Genomic DNA, 22,861 nt, shown 5'->3' on the forward strand with positions numbered 1-22,861 from the left:
TTGTCTGACTCAGCCTTAGCCTTATCAACATCAGCTTGAGTAGGAACTTTAGCAACAACCTCGTTATTGGCAACTACTTTTGTTGCTGGCTCATTAACTGCTACCTCAGTCTCATTAGCAGATACCCCAGTAGTTACCCCAAGAGCCGAGATTGCAAGCGTTGAAATAACCGCTTTTTTGATGGCGCCATGGCCTTGTGCGTTTGATTCCATCATATAAACTCCTTTTGATAATTTTATAGTCCTATTTTATCATATTATACAGTTTTTTAAAACTATTTTATGTAGTATTTCTCTTCAATAGTAGTTGGGGCACCGCTTATTTCATCTAATTTTAAAGTACTTTAAAAACAACATTTTCCTAGTTTATATTATCATTCCTATAATACCCTTAAATGCAACATTTGTTAAGAAAACAAACAGGACAACATCATAATGTGAGAATAGTTAAAATTTATAAAAAAAAAGCCTGAGGCTTAGTCAAAAATTCCTAAAACGCGGGAATCTCTCCTACTTCAAACTTATAATTCGTATACACGAATTATAAGAATAATGAGGTTTCACCTCAAACACCAATTTATTCATAAAAAAAAATTTATTTTCAATTGTTTATTCCCTAAAGGGAATTATACTCCAAAATCAAGATTCTGTCAAGTTAAATTTCAGTTACAAATCTTTGCCCTACCCTCCCCCCACAAGTGTTGTGGGGGATTTTTTGTTTTTTCTGAACTTTTTTCACTTTTTAGTCCGAAAACTCCCAAAAAATCTCCTTATAAACAAGAACAGCCATCCAGCTCATGATGTTAAACCGAGCAAGAACACGTTAACTATTTTTGTCCATAAGAAAGGTAAAGAATCATGGCAAAAGAAAATTCAAAACAACCCAAACCTGACAAGGTCGCTATCCGAAGAGAAAAAAAATTAAGGAAGCGGCTGAACGTGACAACTGGAAAAGAGTTGTCCATCTTTTATCATTACCATTCGATAACGCAGAAAGGAAAGACAGGTATCATGGAAAACTCAGCCTCAACTTCATCTATAAGAGGAAAGAAATGCTTGACTTTCTACCAGATGACTTCAGACACTCCAATCCTCTTGAAATGCTCATTTATCAAGAAGATATCCAAATAGTCTATCAGACAATTGATAAGTTTGACGATATCGTACAAAGCATTATCTATGGTTACTTCTTTGAAGATAAGAATTTTACTCAATTAGCTGAAGAAGTTCACCTCAGTGACAAAACAGTCAAAAGAAGGCTAGAAAAATCACTCAAACTTCTGAGGGAAAAACTTGAAGAATAAATAAAGAACTGTCCAGCTCATGACATGAAACCGAGCTTGTCCCTTTTCACTTTTTAAGCTTCATATAGAAAGGTATAATCATATGAAAATCAAACCACAACACCGCAAAAGCGGTTACTCAAATAAAATAGCAGAACAATACGTTGACCTCAACGCTCCTATCTACTTACTGAGTGACGAACTCGAACCCCAACAAAAGTACGAAAACAATAAACCGACAGGGGAAATTGTCGCTTATAAAGCTTGGTTTGGACAAAAAGGTCTCCCTCCTTTTCAAGTGAAATTTACAGAAGCACCTGAACTACCAGACTACCTATCTCTGGTTTCATTTGAAAGTCTAATGGCATGCGAAGTTAACTACAATGTCTACTTCAAAGCTGACGGATTGAAAGAGGTGAACTAATGGTTTCAACTCTCACACAAAGAGAGTTGGAACAATACCTGTTGCAGAGCCTAAATATGGGTTTGGGCTCTGTCTTACAGGGTGAAACATCCTACACCAACTCTTTTAACATTCTTGTCAAAGAAGACGGTTTTATCTTTGTCCCTCGCCTTCCTTGTGGCTTTATCATTGATGATGACTTGTATCAGAAGATTTTCTTAATTGCTAATGCATCATTATATCCACAGTATACATTACTAAAGCAAAATTCGGCTTACTTTGTCGCATTAAAGGCAGAGGATATTCATGTTCAGCGAGGCTTATTCTTCCCATGGAAAAGAGGAGTTTCGGAACGCTTGGTTATTCCAGACCTTGAAACATTTGCCTCATCTCTAAAGGGCAATAATATTCCTATCATGAAAAATCTAACCATTAACTATGATAAGGTAACATCACTTGCGATTGCAGGAAATTCAGGTAGTGGGAAAAGCTATGCGCTTACATACCTTTTAAGTGTCCTCAGAAACTTCTCAGACTTGATTATCATTGACCCTAAATTTGATACACCATCACGTTGGTCAAGAGAACACCAAATCCCTGTCATTCATCCCCATGAAAACCGTTCTAAGTCTGATTTTGTGTCAGAAATTAACGAAAGTTTGAGCCAGTGTTTGACACTCATCCATAAAAGGCAAGGGATTTTATTTGAAAATCCACGATATGAGTTTAAGCACTTGACTATTGTCATTGATGAAGTCCTTGCCTTGTCAGAAGGGGTCAATAAAACCATAAAAGATTCCTTCTTCTCTTTATTGTCTCAAATCGCGTTACTGGGACGAGCCACACGAGTTCATTTACTTCTAGTCAGTCAACGCTTTGACCATACTACCATACCAGTTTCTGTTCGAGAACAATTAAATGTTCTGATACAAATTGGAAACATTAATAAAAAGACCACACAGTTTTTGTTTCCCAACCTTGACCCAGAAGGCATTGTTATTCCAATCGGAAAAGGAACTGGCTTAATTCAAATCATTGATAACGAACATCCCTATCAAGTTCTCCCCCTCCTCTGCCCCACCTATTACACCACGAAAGGAATTTTATAGACTATGAAAAAAACGAATTTTCAAAAAACCATACATCCAGCAACTACCCTTTTTATAGTAGGAATCCTATCTATGCTTATTTCAATCTTATTGAGGCTTGGAATGAATCCCTTGGAAAACAGTATCTATTTCACATCTCTGTTTGACTTCCTGAATTTACTTCACTTTATCAGCTCATCTATTTCTTTCTTGTCCCTTCTCTTATTCTTTGGATTGCTTGGCTATGAAATCAAGATACGCCAGAGTGAAGATAGAATAATTAACCTCTTTAAATCCATCATACAGACCTTTTCTCTTCGTCTTTTTCTGATTCAAAGAGAACACTCAGAAACGGTAAGCACAAGCGAGCAAGGAAATGTAAAGAGATACAACCTTATCAACAGACAGTTCAATAAAGCGATTCAGAAAGTGGTTGTAGATATACGAGAGGAAAGCACAACCTTGATTATTCCTGTCCCCAAATCTCAACAAGCCATTAGAATTCTAAAAGATTTAGAAACAATCATCAGTGAAGAAATTTCTAGTCGCAATCCTGACTATTATTTTTCAAGACCTGAAAGAAAGGGCATGGACTTCTACTTTATCGGAACAAGACGTAAATGATAGGACGGGCGCTATGGCGCACGAAGTGAACGCCACCTAGCGCCCGTCTGCTTGGTATATGGACTAACGGGTTACTACGACCCCGTTAGTCCAATAATCAATAATCACAAAAATATCAAAAAAACGTCTTCCACCTTCCGAAAGAACCCTTCTAAATCTCCTTATAGATAGTAATACAATTTGAAAGCGAGGTATGTTGCATATGTCAAAAGAACAACGTTCCAATAAATGGGCTTTTCTTTTCTACAGAGAAAGCGCCCCTGAAGACTATTTAGAAATCCTTGAAGGTCTTCATATTCCCTTTATCTTATCCCCTTGGCACGATAAAGATGTTAATAGAAAAACAGGGGAGCTTAAAAAAGCTCATAAACATGGTGCCTTTTTCTTTGATTCACTCAAAAGTTATTCTCAAGTATCTGAACTCATCAAGGATAAATTAAAGGGGCCTGCCCATGTAGAGCCTATTATATCTCCCAAGGGGATGTATGACTACTTTGTCCACGCAGAGAATCCTGAGAAAAGTCAGTACGATATTAAAGACATAGAGACCGGATGCGGATTTGAATTAGACAAATTCCTCATAAACAATAACAACGATGATTTTCTATCAACTATTATTGACGTGATAGACAAGAAGAATTTCACAGAGTTTAATCATTTGGTTAGATATGCGAGAGAAGAAAATCCGAGCTTATTAAGGCTTATCGTAGATAAAACATACTTTTTCGCCAAATATTTAGATTCACGAAGGTATAGCACAGACAAAAGTAAAATAACTTCATCAGAAAATTCCTTGACGAATACTCCTAATGAAACTAGTGACGTCATATCAAACAATACTTCAATAGAAGTATAATGGAGGAAAAGCTATGCAAGTAATCTTACCAGATGAACAAATTCAACAAATTCAACTTTTACTCTCTAATCTTATAAATAAAGAAATCAGAGAGCAATTAAACAAGAGCGGTATCGATAGTCCCTATTTGAACAAACAACAAGCTTGTAGCTATTTAGGTATATCAAATAATACACTGGATTCTTGGATTGTAAAAGGCTTACCCAAAATCAAAATCGGTAAAACGATTCGATTCCATAAAGACGCTATCGATCAATGGCTAAACTTACATAACTAGAAATATCAAGATTTTTGTTTTATAATAGTCATGATATTTTCTGGTTCGATACACAAGGAGAATATCATGACTATCACTAAAACACAAAATGGTACTTATCGTTTAAAAATCTACATTCCAATAGATGCACGAATGCCACTTGGTATTGTTAATAGCAATTACTACGATAAGAGATTCAAAACAAGAAAGGAGGCAAGGCAAGCTGAAATAGACTTGCTTACCAAGTTAAATCAAATAGAAGATAATGAATTTACAGGACTAGCAAAAGGAGATATTCTTTTCTCAGACTTCTATAACAATATCTGGTGGGACTCTTATAAAGCAGGACAAACTACATCTACTTCTAAGCCACCAAACAGGTCAACAGTTGCTAATACCAAAACATGTTTTGAAAAACATATACTACCACTTCTTGGAAACTATACGATACAGTTTCTAAATCAAAATAAGCAAGTTATCCTAAATCTAATGACATCTAAGGCTAATGAATATGCCAACTTCAAATCTTTACGTAGCTATGTGATTTCCATTTTTGATTGGGCAGAAGAACTTGAGTATATAGAAGCTAATAAAGTTGCAAAAACTTTAAGACGAATTAAGGCTGTTAAAAAAATTCAACTTGCAGAATCAAAACGTGATGAAGATTTATATTTAACTCATGAGCAACTCCAAGAATGGTTCTCAGCTTTTAAAGAGGATTTAGAAAACGATAAAATCTCACTCAAAGATTACGTCCTTTTCTATCTCACTTTTTTCCTTGGAGATAGAAAATCAGAAACATATGCTCTCCAGTGGAAACATATCGACTTTTCAAAATCACAGATTCAGCTAATTCAAGCTTTAGATAGATATGGACAAGTAAAATCAACTAAGGGAAATAAGAAAACTATTTTCTCTATTTCTAATGACTTACTTCAACTTCTTACCTCTTGGAAAGAGCAACAAAAATATGAACTAGCAAAGTTTGGCATCATCAGTAACCCAGAACAATTTGTTTTTACATATATCGACACAAGAGGAAACATCAACAAGCCTTTACATGCTGACTATCTAAACAATAAAATGAAAAGTATCAGAAAGCGACATAAAGAGCTGGCACATGCTACACCTCATAAACTGCGACATACAGGAGCAACGCTTGCTAAACAAGCAGGAATGAGCTTAGAAGCTATTTCTGAGGCTCTAACACACAGTGACACAGGAACAACACAGATTTATGTAAATACTTCTAATGTAGTTCCTATGGCAGTTGGTGAATTTGCTTTAAAGTCTCTAAAACAATAAGGTGAAAATAAGGTAAACTTTGAGGTGAACTTTTCAAAAAAACACGAAAAAAGCACCCATAAGGTAAACTTTTGAGTGCTTTGAAACGTTGATATAATCGTATTGATTAACGTTTTGAGAATTGTGATGCTTTACGAGCTTTCTTAAGACCTGGTTTCTTACGCTCAACTTTACGTGAGTCACGTGTAAGAAGTCCTGCGCGTTTCAATGAATCGCGGAAGTCTGGGTCTACTTGAAGAAGGGCACGAGCGATACCGTGACGGATAGCTCCTGATTGACCAGCGTATCCACCACCTACAACGTTAACGAAAACGTCGTATGAACCTACAGTTGAAGTAACTGCGAATGGTTGGTTGATGACAAGACGAAGGTCAGCGTGTGGGATGTACTCTTCAACATCTTTTTTGTTAACAGTGATTTTACCAGTTCCTGGAACAAGGCGAACGCGTGCAACAGCGTTTTTACGACGTCCAGTACCTGCATATTGTGCTTGTGACATACTTTATTGTTCCTTTCCTTAGATAAGTCCTGAAATATCAAGAACTTCTGGTTGTTGTGCAGCGTGAGTGTGCTCAGCTCCAACGAATACTTTCAATTTCATACCTTGAGCGCGGCCAAGAGTATTGTGTGGAAGCATACCTTTAACTGATTTCTCGATCAAACGTACTGCATTTTTAGAACGAAGTTCACCAGCAGAGATTGATTTCAATCCACCTGGGTGGTTTGAGTGAGTGTAGTAAATCTTATCAGATGCTTTTTTACCAGTCAATTTAACTTTTTCAGCATTGATAACGATTACGAAGTCACCTGTATCAGTGTGTGGTGTGAATGTTGGTTTGTTTTTTCCGCGAAGTACGCTAGCAACAACTGCTGAAAGGCGTCCAAGAGGTACATCAGTTGCGTCAACAACGTACCATTTGCGTTCTACTTGGCCTGGTTTAGCCATGAATGTAGTTTTGTTCATGATTTCTCCTATATGAATATCGTTTTTGTTTACAGGGCGGATGTTCCGGTCCGCAAGTTATTTGAAAGGTTCCGGGGCCTTACAAATGGGGTAAACAATACCGTCTACTATTGTATCAAAATTCTCAGATAAAAGTCAAGAGATTGGGAAAATATTTTTTTATTTCTGCCAGATTCTCCACCTTTTTTCTTCCTGTTCCTGAAGGATCGTCTGAAAAATTTTAGAGACTAAATAAATGGCACAAGTCAAGAATAGCGTAACCACAAGATAATTGATCAGACGACCGTGGTCTCCAACCAATGGCGGTTTTGTCAAAAAACCATAATCTCCACCCGTCATTAGATTAACCACAAAAATCACAGCATTAAGGGAAGATGTGATGATTAGGGTTCGTTTGAAGTCCAATAAGCTAGCATCATAGTCCTTCAAGAGATAAATCAAGGAATTTCCAAAGAGAGCTAAGTGTCCGAAAATAAAGGACAGGATGGCAATGTGGGGGAAGGGATAGGGATCTGGCACTGGATAAATAAAAGCTGCCAAAGTTCCAAAGGTTCCCAATACAGCAAAATACTGCTTGACTCTAGAGACACCCGGGGTCAAAAGCACTACAAACATAGCCAAACGGCAATGATAAAGGGGTAGACTTTCAGTTAGAGGCATCTGATTTACTAAATACCATCCGTAGAGCAGGATTAGCTGTACCGCCTGTAAAATCTGGAAAAATCGCTGACAGGCCTTTTTCTCACCATAACGATAGGCCAGAAACACAGTCAATGCTAATAAGGTAAATAGACTTCCATACCAAAGAAGGTCAAACTGGGGTGGCTCCGTCGGCTGCGTACTAAATAAAGCTTCCCAAAAATTCATGTAACTTTCCTCATTTTCATATAAGCCAATCTCTTACTGATTTTTATAGAGCCTAGCTTACATTTATTTCTTATAATTTTGTGTAAAAGAAACTGTCGATCTTAATATAAAACAAAGCTTCTAATCGACATATTGTTCCCGCTCACCCTGATAGATCTGCCATAGAATTTCCATTTGTTCTTGGGTTATTCGTTTTTCAGATAGGGGTGGGAGATTCTTGATATCAAAAAATTCAAGTTCTGCAATTTCTTGATTTTCTTGAAATTGTCCATCCAATAACTGACAGTCAAAGACGAACTTGGCATACTGTTTGTTCTGAAGTTGAAAGCGATTGGTATCAAAAACCGCCAATAAAGAGCCTACTTCTGCCGAAAAGCCTGTTTCTTCCTGAACTTCTTTTCGGATATTTTCCTTGGGAGAATATCCTACCTCGCCAAAACCACCAGGTAATGCCCAAGTATCCTCTCCTTGCCCTCTAACCAGGCAAACCTTCTGATTTTGAACAATCCATGCCCTTACATCCATCAAGGGAGTTGCATAGCTACCTGTTGGTTTTAAAATTGCAGTCAATTCCTCTTGAACAAGCTCTGTTTGATCCTGCAAGACACTCCATAAAATCTGACGTAAATCCTCATAACGTTCACGGTCATAAGGATCCTTTGTATAGGTCAAACCAGTATCAGTGATGGCCAACATTCTCTGAATAGCTTTGGCGAAATCAGTTGTGCTCATTTTCTAGACTTTCTACTAACTTGGCTAGATTCATAGAGTTAGAACCTTTAAGCAAAATCTGGTCATGTGCTCCAAGACTTTCCTTGACCTGCTTGACCATAGCTTCAAACTGGTCTTCTTCAGCAGTTTTCTTGAAGTAGTAAACATGGCCGATTGGGAACATTTGACTGGCTAATTGAGCTAAGTCAGCAATGTCTTCACCGTAGAAAATAACGGTATCAAGAATATCGGGTGTAATGCTCAAAATCATTTGATTATGAAGTTGAACAGACTGCTCTCCAAGCTCCCTCATATCCGCCAGAACTGCGAGTTTCTTACCACCTTCATTAGCTGGAATAGCTGAAAAAGTTTCTAAAATCAACTTCATAGCTGTTGGATTAGCATTGTAAACATCTGATAGGATATCTGCCCCATTGGCAGCTTTTTTCCACTCGGTACGATTGCGGGTCAATTCTAGATTTTGGAAGGCTTGACCAATCTGCTCCTCCGTCACTCCTTCTTGCAGGGCAACGTAAGAAGCTATCATAGCATTAGTCGCATTGTACTTACCTGTTACTGGCAAGTCAAGAGCCTGCTCCAAGAAATTAGCCTTGAAGGTTAAGCTATCCTTACGCTCAGTTAATTCTGTAATTTCGAGTTCTGCACCTGGGCCAAAGCGAACCACTTTTTTGTCAGTAGGTAGATAATCCTCTACAATGGGATCAGATGGCACCAAGAGCAAGCTACCTTTCTCCATTCCATCAGCAATCTGTAATTTACCTTTGGCAATCTCTGAACGGTCCTTAAAGAAGGCCAAATGGGCTTCCCCAACTAAAGTCACAATAGCTGTCTTTGGATGAGTCAGTTCAGATAAAAGATGGATATCTCCTAAATGATCCTGCCCCATTTCCAAGACTAACTTTTCAGTATCATCTGGCATATGGAGAACTGTATAAGGTAGTCCAATCTCGTTATTGTAGTTGCCCTGCGTTTTGTAGGTTTTGTAGCTTGTAGAAAGCAAATGGGCTAACATATCCTTGGTAGTAGTCTTTCCATTTGAACCTGTAACAGCAAGGACATCTACACCTGTTTTTTGAAGATAGCTAGCTGCTAGAGTTTGAAAAGCAGATAAGACATCATCTACTAGAATATAGGGATGCCCTTCGACTTCCTTCTTTGATAGAGTTACAGCAGCGCCATTTTCAAAGGCTGTCTCGATAAAATCATGACCATCACGCGCTCCCTTGAGAGGAATAAACAAATCCCCCTCAGCAATCAAACGACTATCAAACTCTGCCTTGACTAGCAGACTATCTGGATAGACTGATACGTCATTTTTAGCACCAACAAGACGCGCAACTTCGTGAATCGTAAGTTTCATATTTACTCCTTTAAAAAGGGGCAAGAAGTCTCTTCCCGCCCTTATGCCTGTCTTTACACTAGGTGCGCTTCACGCTTGTCAAAACTTTCCTTAGCAAGATCAACCAAACGCTCGATTAATTCTGGATAGCTAATCCCCATATTGTCCCAAAGCAAGGGATACATAGACCATTGGGTGAAGCCTGGCATCGTATTTAACTCATTTAGGAAAACTTCTCCCTTATCTGTATAGAAGAAGTCGCAACGCGACAATCCAAGTCCACCGATAGCACGGAAGGCAGTTTCGGCATTCTTGCGCATAACCGATATCACATCATTGCTAATCTTAGCTGGGATATCCATAGTAATTTTGTTATCGATATATTTGGCATCATAGTCATAGAAGGCTACGTCTTTGACAACTTCACCAGGAAGAGTGCTCTTGACATCATAGTTTCCTAAAAGTCCAACCTCGATTTCACGGGCATTTACCCCTTGTTCTACCAAGACACGACTATCGTACTTGAAGGCAAGCTCTAGAGCTTGATGGAGTTCCTCTTTATTTTCAGACTTAGAAATCCCAACACTAGAACCCATATTTGACGGTTTTGTGAAAACTGGATAAGTCAATTTCCCCTCAACTTCAGCAATCTTAGAAGCCAAGTCATCCCCTTCAACGATAGCTACGTAAGGAACTTGGGCAATCCCAGCAGACTCCAAGACACGCTTGGTAGTAATCTTATCCATAGCAAGGCTTGAAGACAAGATATTGCAACCAACGTAAGGCATTTTCAAGACTTCTAGGAAACCTTGAACGGAACCGTCTTCTCCCATAGGTCCATGAAGAACTGGAAAAACAACTGCGCCTTCTTCGTAGATGGCACTTGGAGCAATTTTCTTGTCCCAATCAATCGTTTCATTGGTCATGAGACGTTCATCTTGGCTAGGAGTTTGGGTAAATTCTTGGGTTTTGATAAAATCACCAGACTGGCTGATAAAGAAAGTTTTGACTTCAAAACGGTCATAGTTAACCGCACGCATGACACTCTCAGCTGACAATACAGACACTTCACGCTCTGCACTGCGTCCACCATATAATAGAATAATTATTTGTTTCATATGATTGTCCTATTTCTACTAGAATACTCGCTTTTTAGTATATCACATTTGTTTATTTTTTTAAACTTGAATAGCACAAAAGAGACTGGATTAAAAATAAATCCAATCTCTTGATTTCTTAAAGTCTTATCTGCTAACTAATTGCCTGTTCGATATCCTTACAGACTAAAGTTCGGTACGATTTTCAATGGCTCTTAGGAGCGTTACTTCGTCCGCATATTCGATATCAGCTCCTACTGCCAGACCTCGTGCTAGACGAGTGACCTTAATCCCTGCAGGTTTAAGAAGTCTAGAGATATACATGGAGGTCGCCTCACCATCTGCTGTTGCATTGGTGGCCACGATAACCTCTGAAACTTCGCTATCCATGAGGCGAGTCATGAGACTTTTGAGGTTGATGTCATCTGGGCTAATTCCATTCATAGGGGAAATCAAACCGTGTAAAACATGATAAAGCCCGTGGTATTCTTGGATGTTTTCCATAGCAGCAACATCTCGGCTATCCTCCAGAACCAGAATCGTAGACTGGTCACGGCTAGGATCGGTACAGATAGAACAAGGATCATCATCTGTCAAGCGTCCACAAATAGAGCAATAGGTCAATTCTCGCTTGGCTGCAAGAAGATTTTTTGCAAATTCATTGACGTCATCATCCGACATCCCAATGGTATAAAAGGCCAGTCGGGTTGCTGTCTTAATCCCGATACCTGGAAGTTTAGAATAACTGTCAATCAGCTTAGCTATAGGTGTTGGGTAAAGCATGGCTTCCTTTCTAGTTCATTGGATGGTGTTGGTTGTATAGATTGATAATGTCACGAGCAATCGAAGGTCCGACACCATTAGTTAGATTCGTATTATGCGGGAAAACAACTGCGACTGCAATCTGCGGATTATCGGTTGGCGCATAGGCTACGGCGTTGGTATTGTCGGATTTTTGGCCACCGTTAACATAACTTTCGGCTGTACCGGTTTTCCCGCTGATGGAGACTGCTGCCCCATTTGAAAAGGCACGACCTGTCGTGAGAGCACTTGTTCCGTGAGACACTTGATAAAACCCTTGTTGCAAGATAGACATGTCAGACTCAGAAATATTAATCTTATTCATTTCTGTGCTGTCCGTTTGCTTAATGAGTTCTCCCAAACCACCTTGTTCATTGTTGTCGTAGACTCCTTCCACGATATGAGGAGCTAAGCGGACACCATTATTGGCAATAGTTGCTACATACTGAGCTAACTGCATCGGTGTGTAGTTATCAAACTGCCCAAAGGCATTATTTAGATAGTTGGCCAAATCATAGTCTTTAGGGATAAAGCCTGTTGACTCATCTGGTAAATCGATCCCTGTTGACACGCCCAAACCATATTCACCAAAGGTTGAACGAAGTTTTCCCATGGCAGATTCAAGATTGCTGGTTCCTACTGTCATATTCGGCTGATAAGTTTGCCCCATGATTCCAAGAGCAGTTTGGACCATGTAGGTATTTGATGAATACTCCAAGGCCTCAACTGCTGTAATCGGGAAAGAACCATAATAAGGGGTATACCAGGAATTGATAGGGGCAGAACCTTGGAAGACGATTGGTTGATCTGTCAAGGTTTGATTTCCTGACAAGACCCCATTTTCCCAACCTGAACTGATGGTAGCTGCCTTAACGACAGATCCTGGAACAAAGACATTGGTGACAGTTCCGAGTGAGTCTGTGGTCAGTTCTCCAGTCTCTACATTATGCTTCATTCCTGACATGGCTAATACAGCACCTGTCTTAGGATTGAGGGCTACTGCATAGACACCCTCTGAATATCTAGCTCCACCATTGGCAAGTTCTGAGTTGAAATAACTCTTTAAGAGACTGTCTACGCTATCTTGGAAGGCCAAATCAATGGTCAGTTTGATGTTTTTACCCTTGCTACCTTCCTCAATATTTTCTACACTCTCCATATCTCCATGTTTATCTAGATGGATTTCTTTAACAGTACGTTTCCCTTGCAGGACTTCCTCATATTGTTTCTCAAGATAAGAGGTCCCAACACGGTCGTTGAGGGAATAACCTTTTTTAAGATAGGCGTCCACTTCCTCAGCTGGAAGACCTGACTTTTCACTGGAAACACTTCCTACGATTGAAGCAAGAGAAGTTTCAAGGACCTTGCGATCCCACGAAGTGGAGATGCTAATCCCAGGTAACTCTTTAGATGCAGAGGCGATTAGAGCAACTTGAGTATCATTTAAAGGATCTGTTTGGATATTGCCTGTTGCAAAATTTCCAACTGCATTGAGCTGACTAAAGAGATAAATAGCCTTCTTTTCATCCTCTGTATAATTAGTTTGGCTAGAGGTAACACTCTCAACAGCATTGTTATAAAGATCCGATTCAGAAAGTTGATTACCATCAGAATCAAATCGCTTATCTTTTGGTAAGGCCTCTACCGTTTTTTTATAAACTGCTGGATCAGCTAGGTAATAGTCAGCAATTTGACGTTCCGTTAAATCTGGTGAGGATACCGTTACATAAGTTAAAAGTTTAGTAGAAATATCCTTTAAATCTGCAGCCGTCATCTTGTTGTTTCGTGTGAAAGCAACCACTTGTTTGACTGTGTTTTCTACCAAAGGTTTTCCTGTAGCATCATAGATTTCCCCACGAGCAGAACCCGTTGTAACCCGCGTCTGGCTAGCAGATGCCAACTTAGCTTCATAAAAATCTTTGTTTAAGACTTGCATATAGAGCAAGCGGCCAATGATTGTCATGAAGAGCAAAATAACGATTGCAAACAATAAATTAAGCCGTGTCGGTATCGAATGGCTGTTGAATTTTCTCATACAAATCAATCTCGTTTCTAATCAAAATCTCACTCTTCATTGTACCATAATTTGATGAGAAAATTATGGAAAAAGAAAAGACTTTTCCTTTTAATCCAAAAACAAAGCATCTATGGTATAATAGAAGTAAGAGCTATATTATTTGCTGGATTTTTTATCAATAAAATTTGACAAATAGCTATAAAGGAGTCCAATGAACAAGCAAGACATCTCTACGATTATTGACCTTCACTTTGAAGAAATGACCGATTTAGAGCAAGAGATTGCCCGCTATTTTTTGCAGGCAGATACCATTCATGATGACTTGTCTTCTCAGCAGGTCACGCAAAAACTTCATATTTCTCAGGCGGCTCTCACTCGCTTTGCCAAAAAATGTGGCTTTACGGGCTATCGGGAATTTATTTTCAAATACCAACAACAAAAGGATACCCTTTCCGTTCCACAACAGGATATGAATCCTTTGACTCAAAGAGTCTTGAGAAGCTATACAAATATCCGAGAAATGACTCAAGAATTGATTGATGATGATCAACTAGAGCGCATCGCCCAAATGATTGATCAAGCAGAACGCGTCTATTTTTTCGGTACTGGAAGTTCTGGTCTCGTTGCGCGTGAGATGAAATTACGTTTCATGAGACTAGGTGTCGTTTGTGAAGCTTTAACAGATCCAGATGGATTCGCCTGGACGACCAGTATCATCGATGAAAAATGTTTAGTGTTTGGCTTCTCCCTATCAGGAACAACTCCGTCCATCATTGATAGTCTACTTGACGCTCAAGATATGGGGGCTAAAACCGTTCTCTTTACGAGTATGCCTAGCAAGGAAACTCAGGCCTTCACAGAAACTGTATTGGTGGCAAGTCAGAGTCAGGCTTCCTATATCCAACGCATTTCTGCCCAACTTCCTATGTTGATTTTAATCGATCTACTCTATGCTTATTTCCTAGAAATTGATCGTGAAAGTAAAGAAAAAATCTTTAACAGTTATTGGGAAAATAAAAAACTAAATGGCTATCGTAGAAATAGAAGGTCTAGATAAGCCTTCATCCCTATCAAGTGAATAATCATATGAGTAACCAGCGATTAAAGTCGCTGGTTTTTATACTCTTCGAAAATCTCTTCAAACCACGTCAGCTTTATCTGCAACCTCAAAGCTGTGCTTTGAGCAACCTGCAGCTAGCTTCCTAGTTTGTTCTTTGATTTTCATTGAGTATTAGTTTGCTCAAGTCCTATAACTGATGACTTATGAACATAAAATTCTACACCTAATTCTTGATATATAGCAGATTGAACTTAGAATAGTACAGTACGGATTCTAAAACATTTTTAGAAATTGATTTGACTTTCCTAATCTCTTTTGTTCATATCTTATTTCAATCAACTATAAAAAAGCGAACAAGACTGAATTCTGACTCTCAGAAAACTCGTTTTGCTCGCTTTTTATAATTGAGATTAGTTATTGGTTTCAATCTCTGAAGTTTGGACAGTTATTACAGCAGTTTCTTTAAACAATACTACTATTCTGCAATAACTTCCCACGAAATCTATACTTTCTCAAAAGTGTTTCTTGAGTTTGACAGATTCTATTCGTCTTCTTTTTTCTTTCCCATTGCAGCTAAGCCAAGAAGTGCTCCTACAGCTCCCAAGCTTGCAAGGGTAGCAGTTTCTTTTGCGCCTGTTTCAGGGAGAATATCTTGACGATTTGCAGGTACTTGATAAGTCTTGTCTTGTGACATAGACTGAGCTACATGTAACTGCTCATCCTTGTATTCTGGGAGCTCATGGACAGTTGCCTCTGCTCCATTGACACCACCTGTGAACTCTGGGGCTTCTGCTTGAACAGCTGCTTCTGTTCCATTTACTCCACCAGTAAATTCAGGAAGTTCATGACTAGCTGCTTCTGTTCCATTGACACCACCTGTGAACTCTGGATCTTCTCCACGAACAACTGCTTCTGAACCAGTCATACCACCAGTAAATTCAGGAAGTTCATGACTAGCTGCTTCTGTTCCATTGACACCACCTGTGAACTCTGGATCTTCTCCACGAACAACTGCTTCTGAGCCATTTACTCCACCAGTAAATTCTGGAAGTTCATGACTAGCTGCTTCTACTCCATTGACATTACCAGTAAACTCTGGAAGTTCATGACTAGCTGCTTCTGTTCCATTGACACCACCTGTGAACTCTGGATCTTCTTCACTAATAACTGCTTCTGAACCAGTCACACCACCAGTAAACTCTGGAAGTTCATGGCTAGCTGCATCTATTCCATTGACACCACCTGTGAACTCTGCTACTTCATGAATCGCTGGATCTGTTTTACCTGTTTCAAATTTCTTAGTTCCGACTAGTACAATCTCATCTTGTGGTTCTTCAACAACTTCGCGAAGTTTTTCAGTACGGCTTCCATCCAATGCTACTTCGGTGATGATACGTTCTTTACCTTCACGACCTACTTGAGACACGCTAGTTTTACCTTCTGGAAGAGTTGGATCTTCTTGCTTCACTGTCTTGAAGCCTCTTGGTTCTTCAACTACCTCAAGACTTGGTTGACTAAAGCTCAATTCTTTAACACCTTCAGCTGGCTCAGATGTTCCTTCATAAGTACCAACTTCGATGACACGATCTTGAGCTTCTTCACGTTCAACCTTAACTGTCTTACGTGTATCTCCCTCTACTTCTACATAAGTCGTTACTTGACCTGCTTTACCTTCTGAAACAACTTGTTCCTTACCTTTAGCTAGGAAGGCATTCTCACGACGAACAGTATTAAAGGCGATTGGTTCTGTCGTTACTTCAAGGCTTGGTTGCGTTTGAACTAAGACCTTATCTCCTTCAGCTGGAACTGTTGAATGTTTTACTTCCTCTTTCGGAGTCGCTTGAAGTTGGTTGATAAAAGTTAGAGCTGCTTGCAAGGCTTTGTCTACCGCATCCTGTGTCTTAGCATCTCTGATGGCAGTAAGGGCTTGCTCTCCAAGTTCAACCAGTTTTTCCTGTGCAGCTACATCATCGACAAGTTCAGCAGCTTTTTTCTCGACTGCTGCAGCCAATTCTGCAATCGCCTTATGGCGGTCAACTTTAGACTCTTCTGGTTTCGGATCCTCTTTCGGAGTTGCTTGAAGTTGATTAATAGCAGCTAGAGCAGTTGCCAAAGCCTTATCTACTGCATCTTGAGTCTTAGCTTCTTCGATAGCAGCAAGAGCTTGCTCTGCCAACTCAACCAGTTTCTTCTTAGCTTCTTTATCGTCACCAAGTTCTTTAGTCTTTCTTTCGATCGCTTCTCCCAGACTTGCCATAGCCTTGTCGTAGTCGATGGTTGGCTCTTCTGGTTTGCTTGGTTCTTCTGGTTTTGGTTCCTCTTTCGGAGTTGCTTGAAGTTGATTGATAGCAGCTAGACCAGTTGCCAAAGCCTTATCTACTGCATCCTGAGTCTTAGCTGCTTCAATCGCTGCGATTGCTTGTTCTGATAACTCGACTAGTTTCTTCTTAGCTTCTTTATCGTTGCCTAGTTCCTTGCTCTTGTTTTGAATGGCTTCTGCCAAGCTTGCCATAGCCTTATCGTAGTCAATCTTAGGATCTTCCGGCTGTGCTGGTGGCTCTGGTTTCGGATCCTCTTTCGGAGTTGCTTGAAGTTGATTGATGGAAGTTAGAGATTCTTGTAAGGCTTTGTCTACCGCATCCTGTGTCTTGGCTGCTTCGATCGCTGCGATGGCTTGTTCTGATAACTCGACTAGTTTCTTCTTAGCTTCTTTATCGTTGCCTAGTTCCTTGCTCTTGTTTTGAATAGCTTCTGCCAAGCTTGCCATAGCCTTATCATAGTCAATCTTAGGCTCTTCCGGCTGTGCTGGTGGCTCTGGTTTCGGATCCTCTTTCGGAGTTGCTTGAAGTTGATTGATGGAAGTTAGAGATTCTTGTAAGGCCTTATCGACTGCATCCTGTGTCTTGGCTGCTTCAATCGCTGCGATTGCTTGCTCGGACAACTCAACTAGTTTCTTCTTAGCTTCTTTATCGTTGCCTAGTTCCTTACTCTTGTTTTGGATGGCCTCTGCCAAACTTGCCATAGCCTTATCGTAGTCAATCTTAGGCTCTTCCGGCTGTGCTGGTGGCTCTGGTTTTGGATCCTCTTTTGGAGTCGCTTGAAGCTGATTAATACCAGCTAGAGCATTTTCCAAAGCCTTATCTACTGCATCCTGAGTCTTAGCTTCCTGGATAGCAGTAAGAGCTTGTTCGGCCAACTCAACTAATTTCTTCTTAGCTTCCTTATCATCGCCAAGTTCCTTGGTCTTGTTTTGGATGGCCTCTGCCAGACTCGCCATAGCCTTGTCGTAGTTCGGCTCCTCTGGCTGGTCTGGTGCCGGTGTGTCATCTGAACCGTAGTTGTCTTCCTTATCAAGGATAGCTTGTAAGGTTGTAGCTGTCAGCATCAACTCTTGCGCATCGACAGTGCTTGCTGAAAGTTGTTCTGATAATTTGTCCAAGTTTGACTTGAAGGCTTGACGCGCCTCTGGAGTGTTTTTCAAGGCTGTTTGGTCAAATTTAGCCAATTCATCCTTCCAGTTCTTCATAGCTTGAACTAATTCTTCTTTGGTATAAAGAGCGCTATCTTCACCACGAGTGATGAACTGGTCAACTTGGATACCAATATTTCTAGAGGTATCATTTCGTTTTGGATCCAATTGCAAGGTTACAGCATGCCAACCTTCTTCTAGCCCAGTCAAACGAACGAGAGTCTGATCGCCTTGACGTGTAGCTGCTGTACCACTGAAGTACTTCTTGCCATTGACATCAGAGGCATTTCCTTGACCATCTTGATACTCAAGTTCTTTACCATCCAGAGTTACCTTGTAGATACCATGTCCAGGATCAACAAAACCTTTGATTTCAAGACCTGTTCCATAGAAGTAAGCTGTTACGCTTGCATTTTTCTTTTGCTCTTCAGTCAAACGACCAAATGATGCCCAAGACTCAGTGTTTTGGTATTTGCCAGAAGAATTGGTTTCATGGTGCCAACCTGGGCTATAGTCAAGTTGACTGGCCTGATCATCGTGACTTACTTGATCTTTTTGAAGCAATTCAGCCTTCATTACTCGAACAGTTGCTTCAGTTGCAAATCCAAGCAAGGCATCGTCTGAAGCGCTAGTCATTTTCACTTTAAAGTCAAAGATTGAATCAGCTTGTTCCGTAAAGTCAATTGTAGGAATGGTCAAAGTCTTTTCTGTTTCACCATCTTGGAAGGTCAAATCAGCCGTTGTATCTTTATAAACCTTACCGTGAACCCCTGTTCCTGGCTCAGTCACGACATGAACTGTCGCAACTCCTTTGCTACCACCAACACGTTTGATGGTTACAGTAACTGGTTGGCCTTTTTGAACTTCATAGGTTGTTTCTTTCAACTCAAACATACCTTTACCAGCATTGTTGAGCGTGTAGATACCTTCAGTTGCAATAGCTTTTCCAGTTTTGTTAACGAGTTTGATGGTATGTTCACCTGGAGCTAAGTCATCTGTTTCATAAACCATCTGGCTACGTTTACGAGCTGCATTATTGGTTTGTACGTCTGCAACCTTTTGACCATCAACGTAAACCGACATTTCTCCGTGGTTTGGATCCACTGTAGATACGACATAAGCCTTAGTTCCGTTGAAACGGTAAGTTACGCTTGCATCTTTTTGGTTAGTCCACATAGATGTTCCGCGGATACCTTCAGATTCGTCATACCAAGTTGTATTTGCTTTATCTGCTGTTGTATTTGAATGGTAATCCAATCCAAGAGGGTAACCATCTGTTTTCTCGATACTACTTGGTGTTTTATAAACAGAGAAGTTTGTCAAAATAGGAGTCGCTTGCGCACCAGTAATAGTCACACGAATCTTTTGTGCTTCTACTGGTTGACCTTGGATAAGGCGACGATAACCAACAGTTGAGCCTTCACCGTATGGTACCCAACGGCCATTGAGTTCAACTTCAACCTTGAATCCAGAGATACGCTGACCTTTAGCGATATCTTCTTTGAGTTCAATCACGTCAAAGCGTCTCTTTTGACCAAGATCAACAGTAAATTCACCTGTCTTAGCATCATTTGCTAGTGCCCAGCTAGTATCATCCTTACCATCTGTTAGGTTGCTTGTTTGATACAAGTGATTCTTACGAGTAGAGCTTGCAGTTACAGTTGCACCCTTAGCAAAGTCAGTCGCATACATTTGATCCAAGGTTGCTCGGAATTCTTTCAAACGAGCGACATCTGCATCTGCGAATTTACCTTCTTTATTAGGTGGAATATTGAGTAGAAGTGGCGTTCCACGACCAACAGACTTGAAGTAGATATCCATCAAATCTTTGATTGATTTTGGTTGTTGATTGTCATGGTAGAACCAACCTGAACGGATAGAAACGTCTGCTTCACCAACTGAGTACATATCCCCTTCTGGATCCCCATGGTTGAGATAGTCATTCTTCACATCATCAGTGATTTTAGCTTTCTTAACCTTATGCCAAACTGGATCTCCAGCGATACCACGTTCATTACCGATCCAACGGACACTTGTTGGTTGAGCAGAGAAGATAGCGATATCTCCTTCAGCTTCTTTGATGTACTTGAACCATTCGTCAAAGGTGTAGGTTACTTTTTGTGCTCCACTACCACGCGCACCGTCCATCCATACTTCGATAAATTTACCATTGTTTCCGTATTTAGGATTGCCAAGGATTTCTTTCAGTTGGTTGAGATAGTATTCGTTGTATTCTTTTTCAGTTGAAACATGATATTTAGGGTTATTGGCATCCCATGGTGATAGGTAAACACCCATATTCATATTATATTTAGTCGCTGATTTAGAGATTTCTTCGAGAAGATCTCCCTTACCATTTTTCCATGGACTAGCAGCTACCGTGTGGTCTGTGTATTTAGATGGATAAATCACAAATCCGTCGTGGTGTTTTACAACCATGATTGTTCGCTTAAATCCTGCATCCTTCAAGGTCTTAATCCACTGATCTGTATCAAGGTTAGTTGGGTTAAAGTTTTGAGGATTTTCTCTACCGTTCCCCCATTCAGAGTTAGTGTAGGTATTCATTCCATAGTGGATGAAGGCGGCCAATTCTTCCTTATGGTAGTCCAATTGAGCCTTACTTGGCAGTGGTCCATAGTTTCCAATTTCTGTTTCTTCGTCTTTTGGATCCACTACTGGAGTCGCAGGAGTTGCTGGTTTTGGATCTTCTATTTTTTCGTATTCAAAAATAACTTGGTTCACTCCTTTATGTTGGATTGTTGCTTCTTGGCTTGCATTGACTGCACGGTAGCCTGTAATTTCTTTGGCTTGGAATCTATGAACAAAGGAAACTTCGTATTCTTTACCATCGTTATTGTCAACAGTTGCAGGCGCTAATTCTTGGTCTGTACCTTTCAAGCGGTAACGAAGATCGAAGGAACCTTTATTGACTTTATAAACAACCTTAATGACACGAGTTCCTGCAGGAGCCTTGCTCACAACACTATAATCCTCTCCCCAAGTATCTTTCAGTTGCTTGTTGACAGCTTTTCCGTCAATCGATACAATCTCATATTTTTCTTTATTTTTCTTGTAGAAGTCAGTTTTCTCAATTTCTGTTTTATAGTTATAGTCAAACTGAGTTCCAACTTCCGTATTTTCAACAAAAGTATCGTTTTCTTTGACTGGATTATCTTTTTGGTCTAGGTGCTCAACGACAACTCGTCCATAGTCAACACCTTCAAGAAGCGTCGCAATACCATTTTGATCGAAAGAGTATTTATTTTTGCCAATAACAGCTGTCTTATTTCTAATCATTTCTCCTTCTGGAGTAAAGTAGTAACGATTACCATTATCTCCTTGGTACCAGCCTTTGACTCCATATTTATCAATGATTTCTTTGACCCATGCTAGTTGTTCAGGCGATAGGACAAGTCCTCCTCCAAAGCGATCTTTTTCAGCGATATTCATATTATCAACAGTTCCATGTTGGTGAATTCCAATAACTTTACCATCACCATTAATAATTCCACCACCAGAAAGACCAGAAACAGAAGTCAGGCGATAAGTGATGCCAACTGCTCCTTTATCATCAAGCTTTTCAGTACCCTTAACAACACCATCAGCCTTATACAACTGACCAGGGATGATTGGTTCCTTCAATTCTGGAGAAGTGGAATCTGTCGGATATCCTATGGTACTAACTGGTTCACCAGCTTTATAGTTACGATGTTCTGCAAGAGGAGTAAAGGTAGCTTCCTTATTTGGACTTGCAATCGAAAGTGGAACTGGTGCTACTACTAAAGCTAGATCATTCTTAATTCCTTCACCAAACTTTTCTTTATTCCAAAAATGAATATCCTTTTCCTTGAACAAAACCGTATTTCCTGAAGTTGGCAAAGAATTGTTCTTAGCAGTATTTGAACCTACATTGTAATAAAACTTAGTAGTATCACCGCCACGAATAGAACCTGCATTGGTATCCGCATCCTTGACTAAGAAATTATGAGCTACTGTCAACATAATATTTGGAGCTACAAAGATTCCAGATCCAGAATTGAGATAACGTTGGCTACCTCCACCTGCTAAAGGTGAACTGAAAATTGTATAAACCATAGCAGCTGAGGTAGCTGGCTGGCCTTCATAATTGATACGTTTAAGGTCTTGCCCACCATTGATAATGGCTCTATTTTCTTTTTCGCCTTCAGTTGGAGCTACTTCCGTAGGTTTCAATATACTCTTAGTCTCTACTTGTGGACTTTCTCTTTCTGAAACAATAGCTGAAGTATCTACTTGTTTCACTGAGGTATCAGGATAAGCACGATCAGAGATTTCTTCAGGGAGTACATCACCAGCCACTTCAGTAGTTTTGGCTTCCTTAGCCACTTTCTCGATGTCAGGTTCTGTTTTTTCAGTTACTTCTTCTTTTATCGCTTCTACTTTTTCATGATCTACATCTGCTGTATCTTTTGCTTGACCGTCCACTTCAAGTTTCGGTTCTGTCACAAGTTCACTAGCCGCAACATTCCCAGATGCAAAAAAAGCAAGACCGACTGCTACAGAAGCAACACCAACAGTCAGTTTACGAATACTAAAGATTCTACCTTTTTCTAAAAAATATTGTTTCATCAAATACTCCTAATCTTCTAGAGCAGTCAGCTACTGCCCGAGCCCAGTGTTATCTGGCGACAATTTTTGTTTGATTTCCTAGCTTAAAATTCT

The 22,861-nt window shown here is 39.9% G+C and carries 18 protein-coding genes; 8 read left to right on the forward strand and 10 right to left on the reverse strand.

What is annotated here, in order from left to right; translation table 11 throughout:
* The coding region (locus O3611_RS09130) for a hypothetical protein (RefSeq protein ID WP_371608434.1) at positions 1-215 on the reverse strand (215 nt) is incomplete at its 3' end.
* A gap of 836 nt (positions 216-1,051) precedes the next feature.
* On the opposite strand from O3611_RS09130, the gene O3611_RS09135 reads away from it, so the two are divergent.
* The 7 genes from O3611_RS09135 to xerC all read left to right on the forward strand — a co-directional run bounded on the left by O3611_RS09135 (position 1,052) and on the right by xerC (position 5,814).
* A complete protein-coding gene (locus O3611_RS09135) occupies positions 1,052-1,303 on the forward strand; it encodes a sigma factor-like helix-turn-helix DNA-binding protein (RefSeq protein WP_371608435.1) in 252 nt (83 codons plus the stop codon).
* A gap of 88 nt (positions 1,304-1,391) precedes the next feature.
* Entirely contained in the window at positions 1,392-1,706 is a 315-nt protein-coding gene (locus tag O3611_RS09140; protein ID WP_371608453.1) for a hypothetical protein, read from the forward strand.
* Complete coding sequence (locus O3611_RS09145; RefSeq protein WP_281335242.1) at positions 1,706-2,794, forward strand: cell division protein FtsK; 1,089 nt, start codon at positions 1,706-1,708, stop codon at positions 2,792-2,794. The genes O3611_RS09140 and O3611_RS09145 overlap by 1 nt, the downstream gene beginning before the upstream one ends.
* 72 nt (positions 2,795-2,866) lie before the next feature.
* On the forward strand, positions 2,867-3,397 hold the full coding sequence (locus O3611_RS09150) for a hypothetical protein (protein ID WP_281335241.1): 531 nt from the start codon (positions 2,867-2,869) through the stop codon (positions 3,395-3,397).
* 202 nt (positions 3,398-3,599) lie between these two features.
* Positions 3,600-4,253: a replication protein gene (locus tag O3611_RS09155; RefSeq protein WP_371608436.1), complete on the forward strand. Its 654-nt coding sequence runs from the start codon at positions 3,600-3,602 to the stop codon at positions 4,251-4,253.
* 13 nt (positions 4,254-4,266) lie between these two features.
* On the forward strand, positions 4,267-4,530 hold the full coding sequence (locus tag O3611_RS09160; RefSeq protein ID WP_371608437.1) for a helix-turn-helix domain-containing protein: 264 nt from the start codon (positions 4,267-4,269) through the stop codon (positions 4,528-4,530).
* A 66-nt stretch (positions 4,531-4,596) separates the two neighbouring features.
* Positions 4,597-5,814, forward strand: coding sequence for a tyrosine recombinase XerC (xerC, locus tag O3611_RS09165; RefSeq protein WP_371608438.1), 1,218 nt, complete (start codon positions 4,597-4,599; stop codon positions 5,812-5,814).
* 106 nt (positions 5,815-5,920) lie between these two features.
* Here xerC and rpsI read toward each other — a convergent pair whose 3' ends face one another.
* The 8 genes from rpsI to pbp2b form a co-directional block, all read right to left on the reverse strand.
* Positions 5,921-6,313: a 30S ribosomal protein S9 gene (gene rpsI / locus O3611_RS09170; protein ID WP_000075973.1), complete on the reverse strand. Its 393-nt coding sequence runs from the start codon at positions 6,311-6,313 to the stop codon at positions 5,921-5,923.
* Positions 6,314-6,331: 18 nt separating this feature from the next.
* A complete protein-coding gene (rplM, locus tag O3611_RS09175) occupies positions 6,332-6,778 on the reverse strand; it encodes a 50S ribosomal protein L13 (RefSeq protein ID WP_001044622.1) in 447 nt (148 codons plus the stop codon).
* A gap of 159 nt (positions 6,779-6,937) precedes the next feature.
* Positions 6,938-7,645, reverse strand: coding sequence for a TIGR02206 family membrane protein (locus tag O3611_RS09180; protein WP_371608440.1), 708 nt, complete (start codon positions 7,643-7,645; stop codon positions 6,938-6,940).
* A 120-nt stretch (positions 7,646-7,765) separates the two neighbouring features.
* Complete coding sequence (locus tag O3611_RS09185) at positions 7,766-8,377, reverse strand: NUDIX hydrolase N-terminal domain-containing protein (RefSeq protein ID WP_371608441.1); 612 nt, start codon at positions 8,375-8,377, stop codon at positions 7,766-7,768.
* A complete protein-coding gene (gene murF, locus O3611_RS09190; protein ID WP_371608442.1) occupies positions 8,364-9,737 on the reverse strand; it encodes a UDP-N-acetylmuramoyl-tripeptide--D-alanyl-D-alanine ligase in 1,374 nt (457 codons plus the stop codon). Before murF ends, O3611_RS09185 begins: the two co-directional genes overlap by 14 nt.
* 53 nt (positions 9,738-9,790) lie before the next feature.
* On the reverse strand, positions 9,791-10,834 hold the full coding sequence (locus O3611_RS09195; protein WP_371608443.1) for a D-alanine--D-alanine ligase: 1,044 nt from the start codon (positions 10,832-10,834) through the stop codon (positions 9,791-9,793).
* A 165-nt stretch (positions 10,835-10,999) separates the two neighbouring features.
* Positions 11,000-11,596: a recombination mediator RecR gene (gene recR, locus O3611_RS09200; protein ID WP_000966747.1), complete on the reverse strand. Its 597-nt coding sequence runs from the start codon at positions 11,594-11,596 to the stop codon at positions 11,000-11,002.
* Positions 11,597-11,606: 10 nt separating this feature from the next.
* On the reverse strand, positions 11,607-13,649 hold the full coding sequence (pbp2b, locus tag O3611_RS09205; protein WP_371608444.1) for a penicillin-binding protein PBP2B: 2,043 nt from the start codon (positions 13,647-13,649) through the stop codon (positions 11,607-11,609).
* Between the two features lie 193 nt (positions 13,650-13,842).
* Here pbp2b and O3611_RS09210 point away from each other — a divergent pair, with 193 nt between their 5' ends.
* Entirely contained in the window at positions 13,843-14,688 is an 846-nt protein-coding gene (locus O3611_RS09210) for a MurR/RpiR family transcriptional regulator (protein WP_371608446.1), read from the forward strand.
* A gap of 544 nt (positions 14,689-15,232) precedes the next feature.
* On the opposite strand, the gene O3611_RS09215 is transcribed toward O3611_RS09210, so the two are convergent.
* Positions 15,233-22,768 carry an SIALI-17 repeat-containing surface protein gene (locus O3611_RS09215; RefSeq protein ID WP_371608447.1) on the reverse strand — a complete coding sequence of 2,512 codons (7,536 nt, stop codon included), beginning with the start codon at positions 22,766-22,768 and terminating at the stop codon, positions 15,233-15,235.
* Between the last annotated feature and the right edge of the window lie 93 nt (positions 22,769-22,861).

The sequence above is a fragment of the Streptococcus sp. 27098_8_91 genome (assembly GCF_041432385.1).
Lineage (GTDB): Bacteria > Bacillota > Bacilli > Lactobacillales > Streptococcaceae > Streptococcus.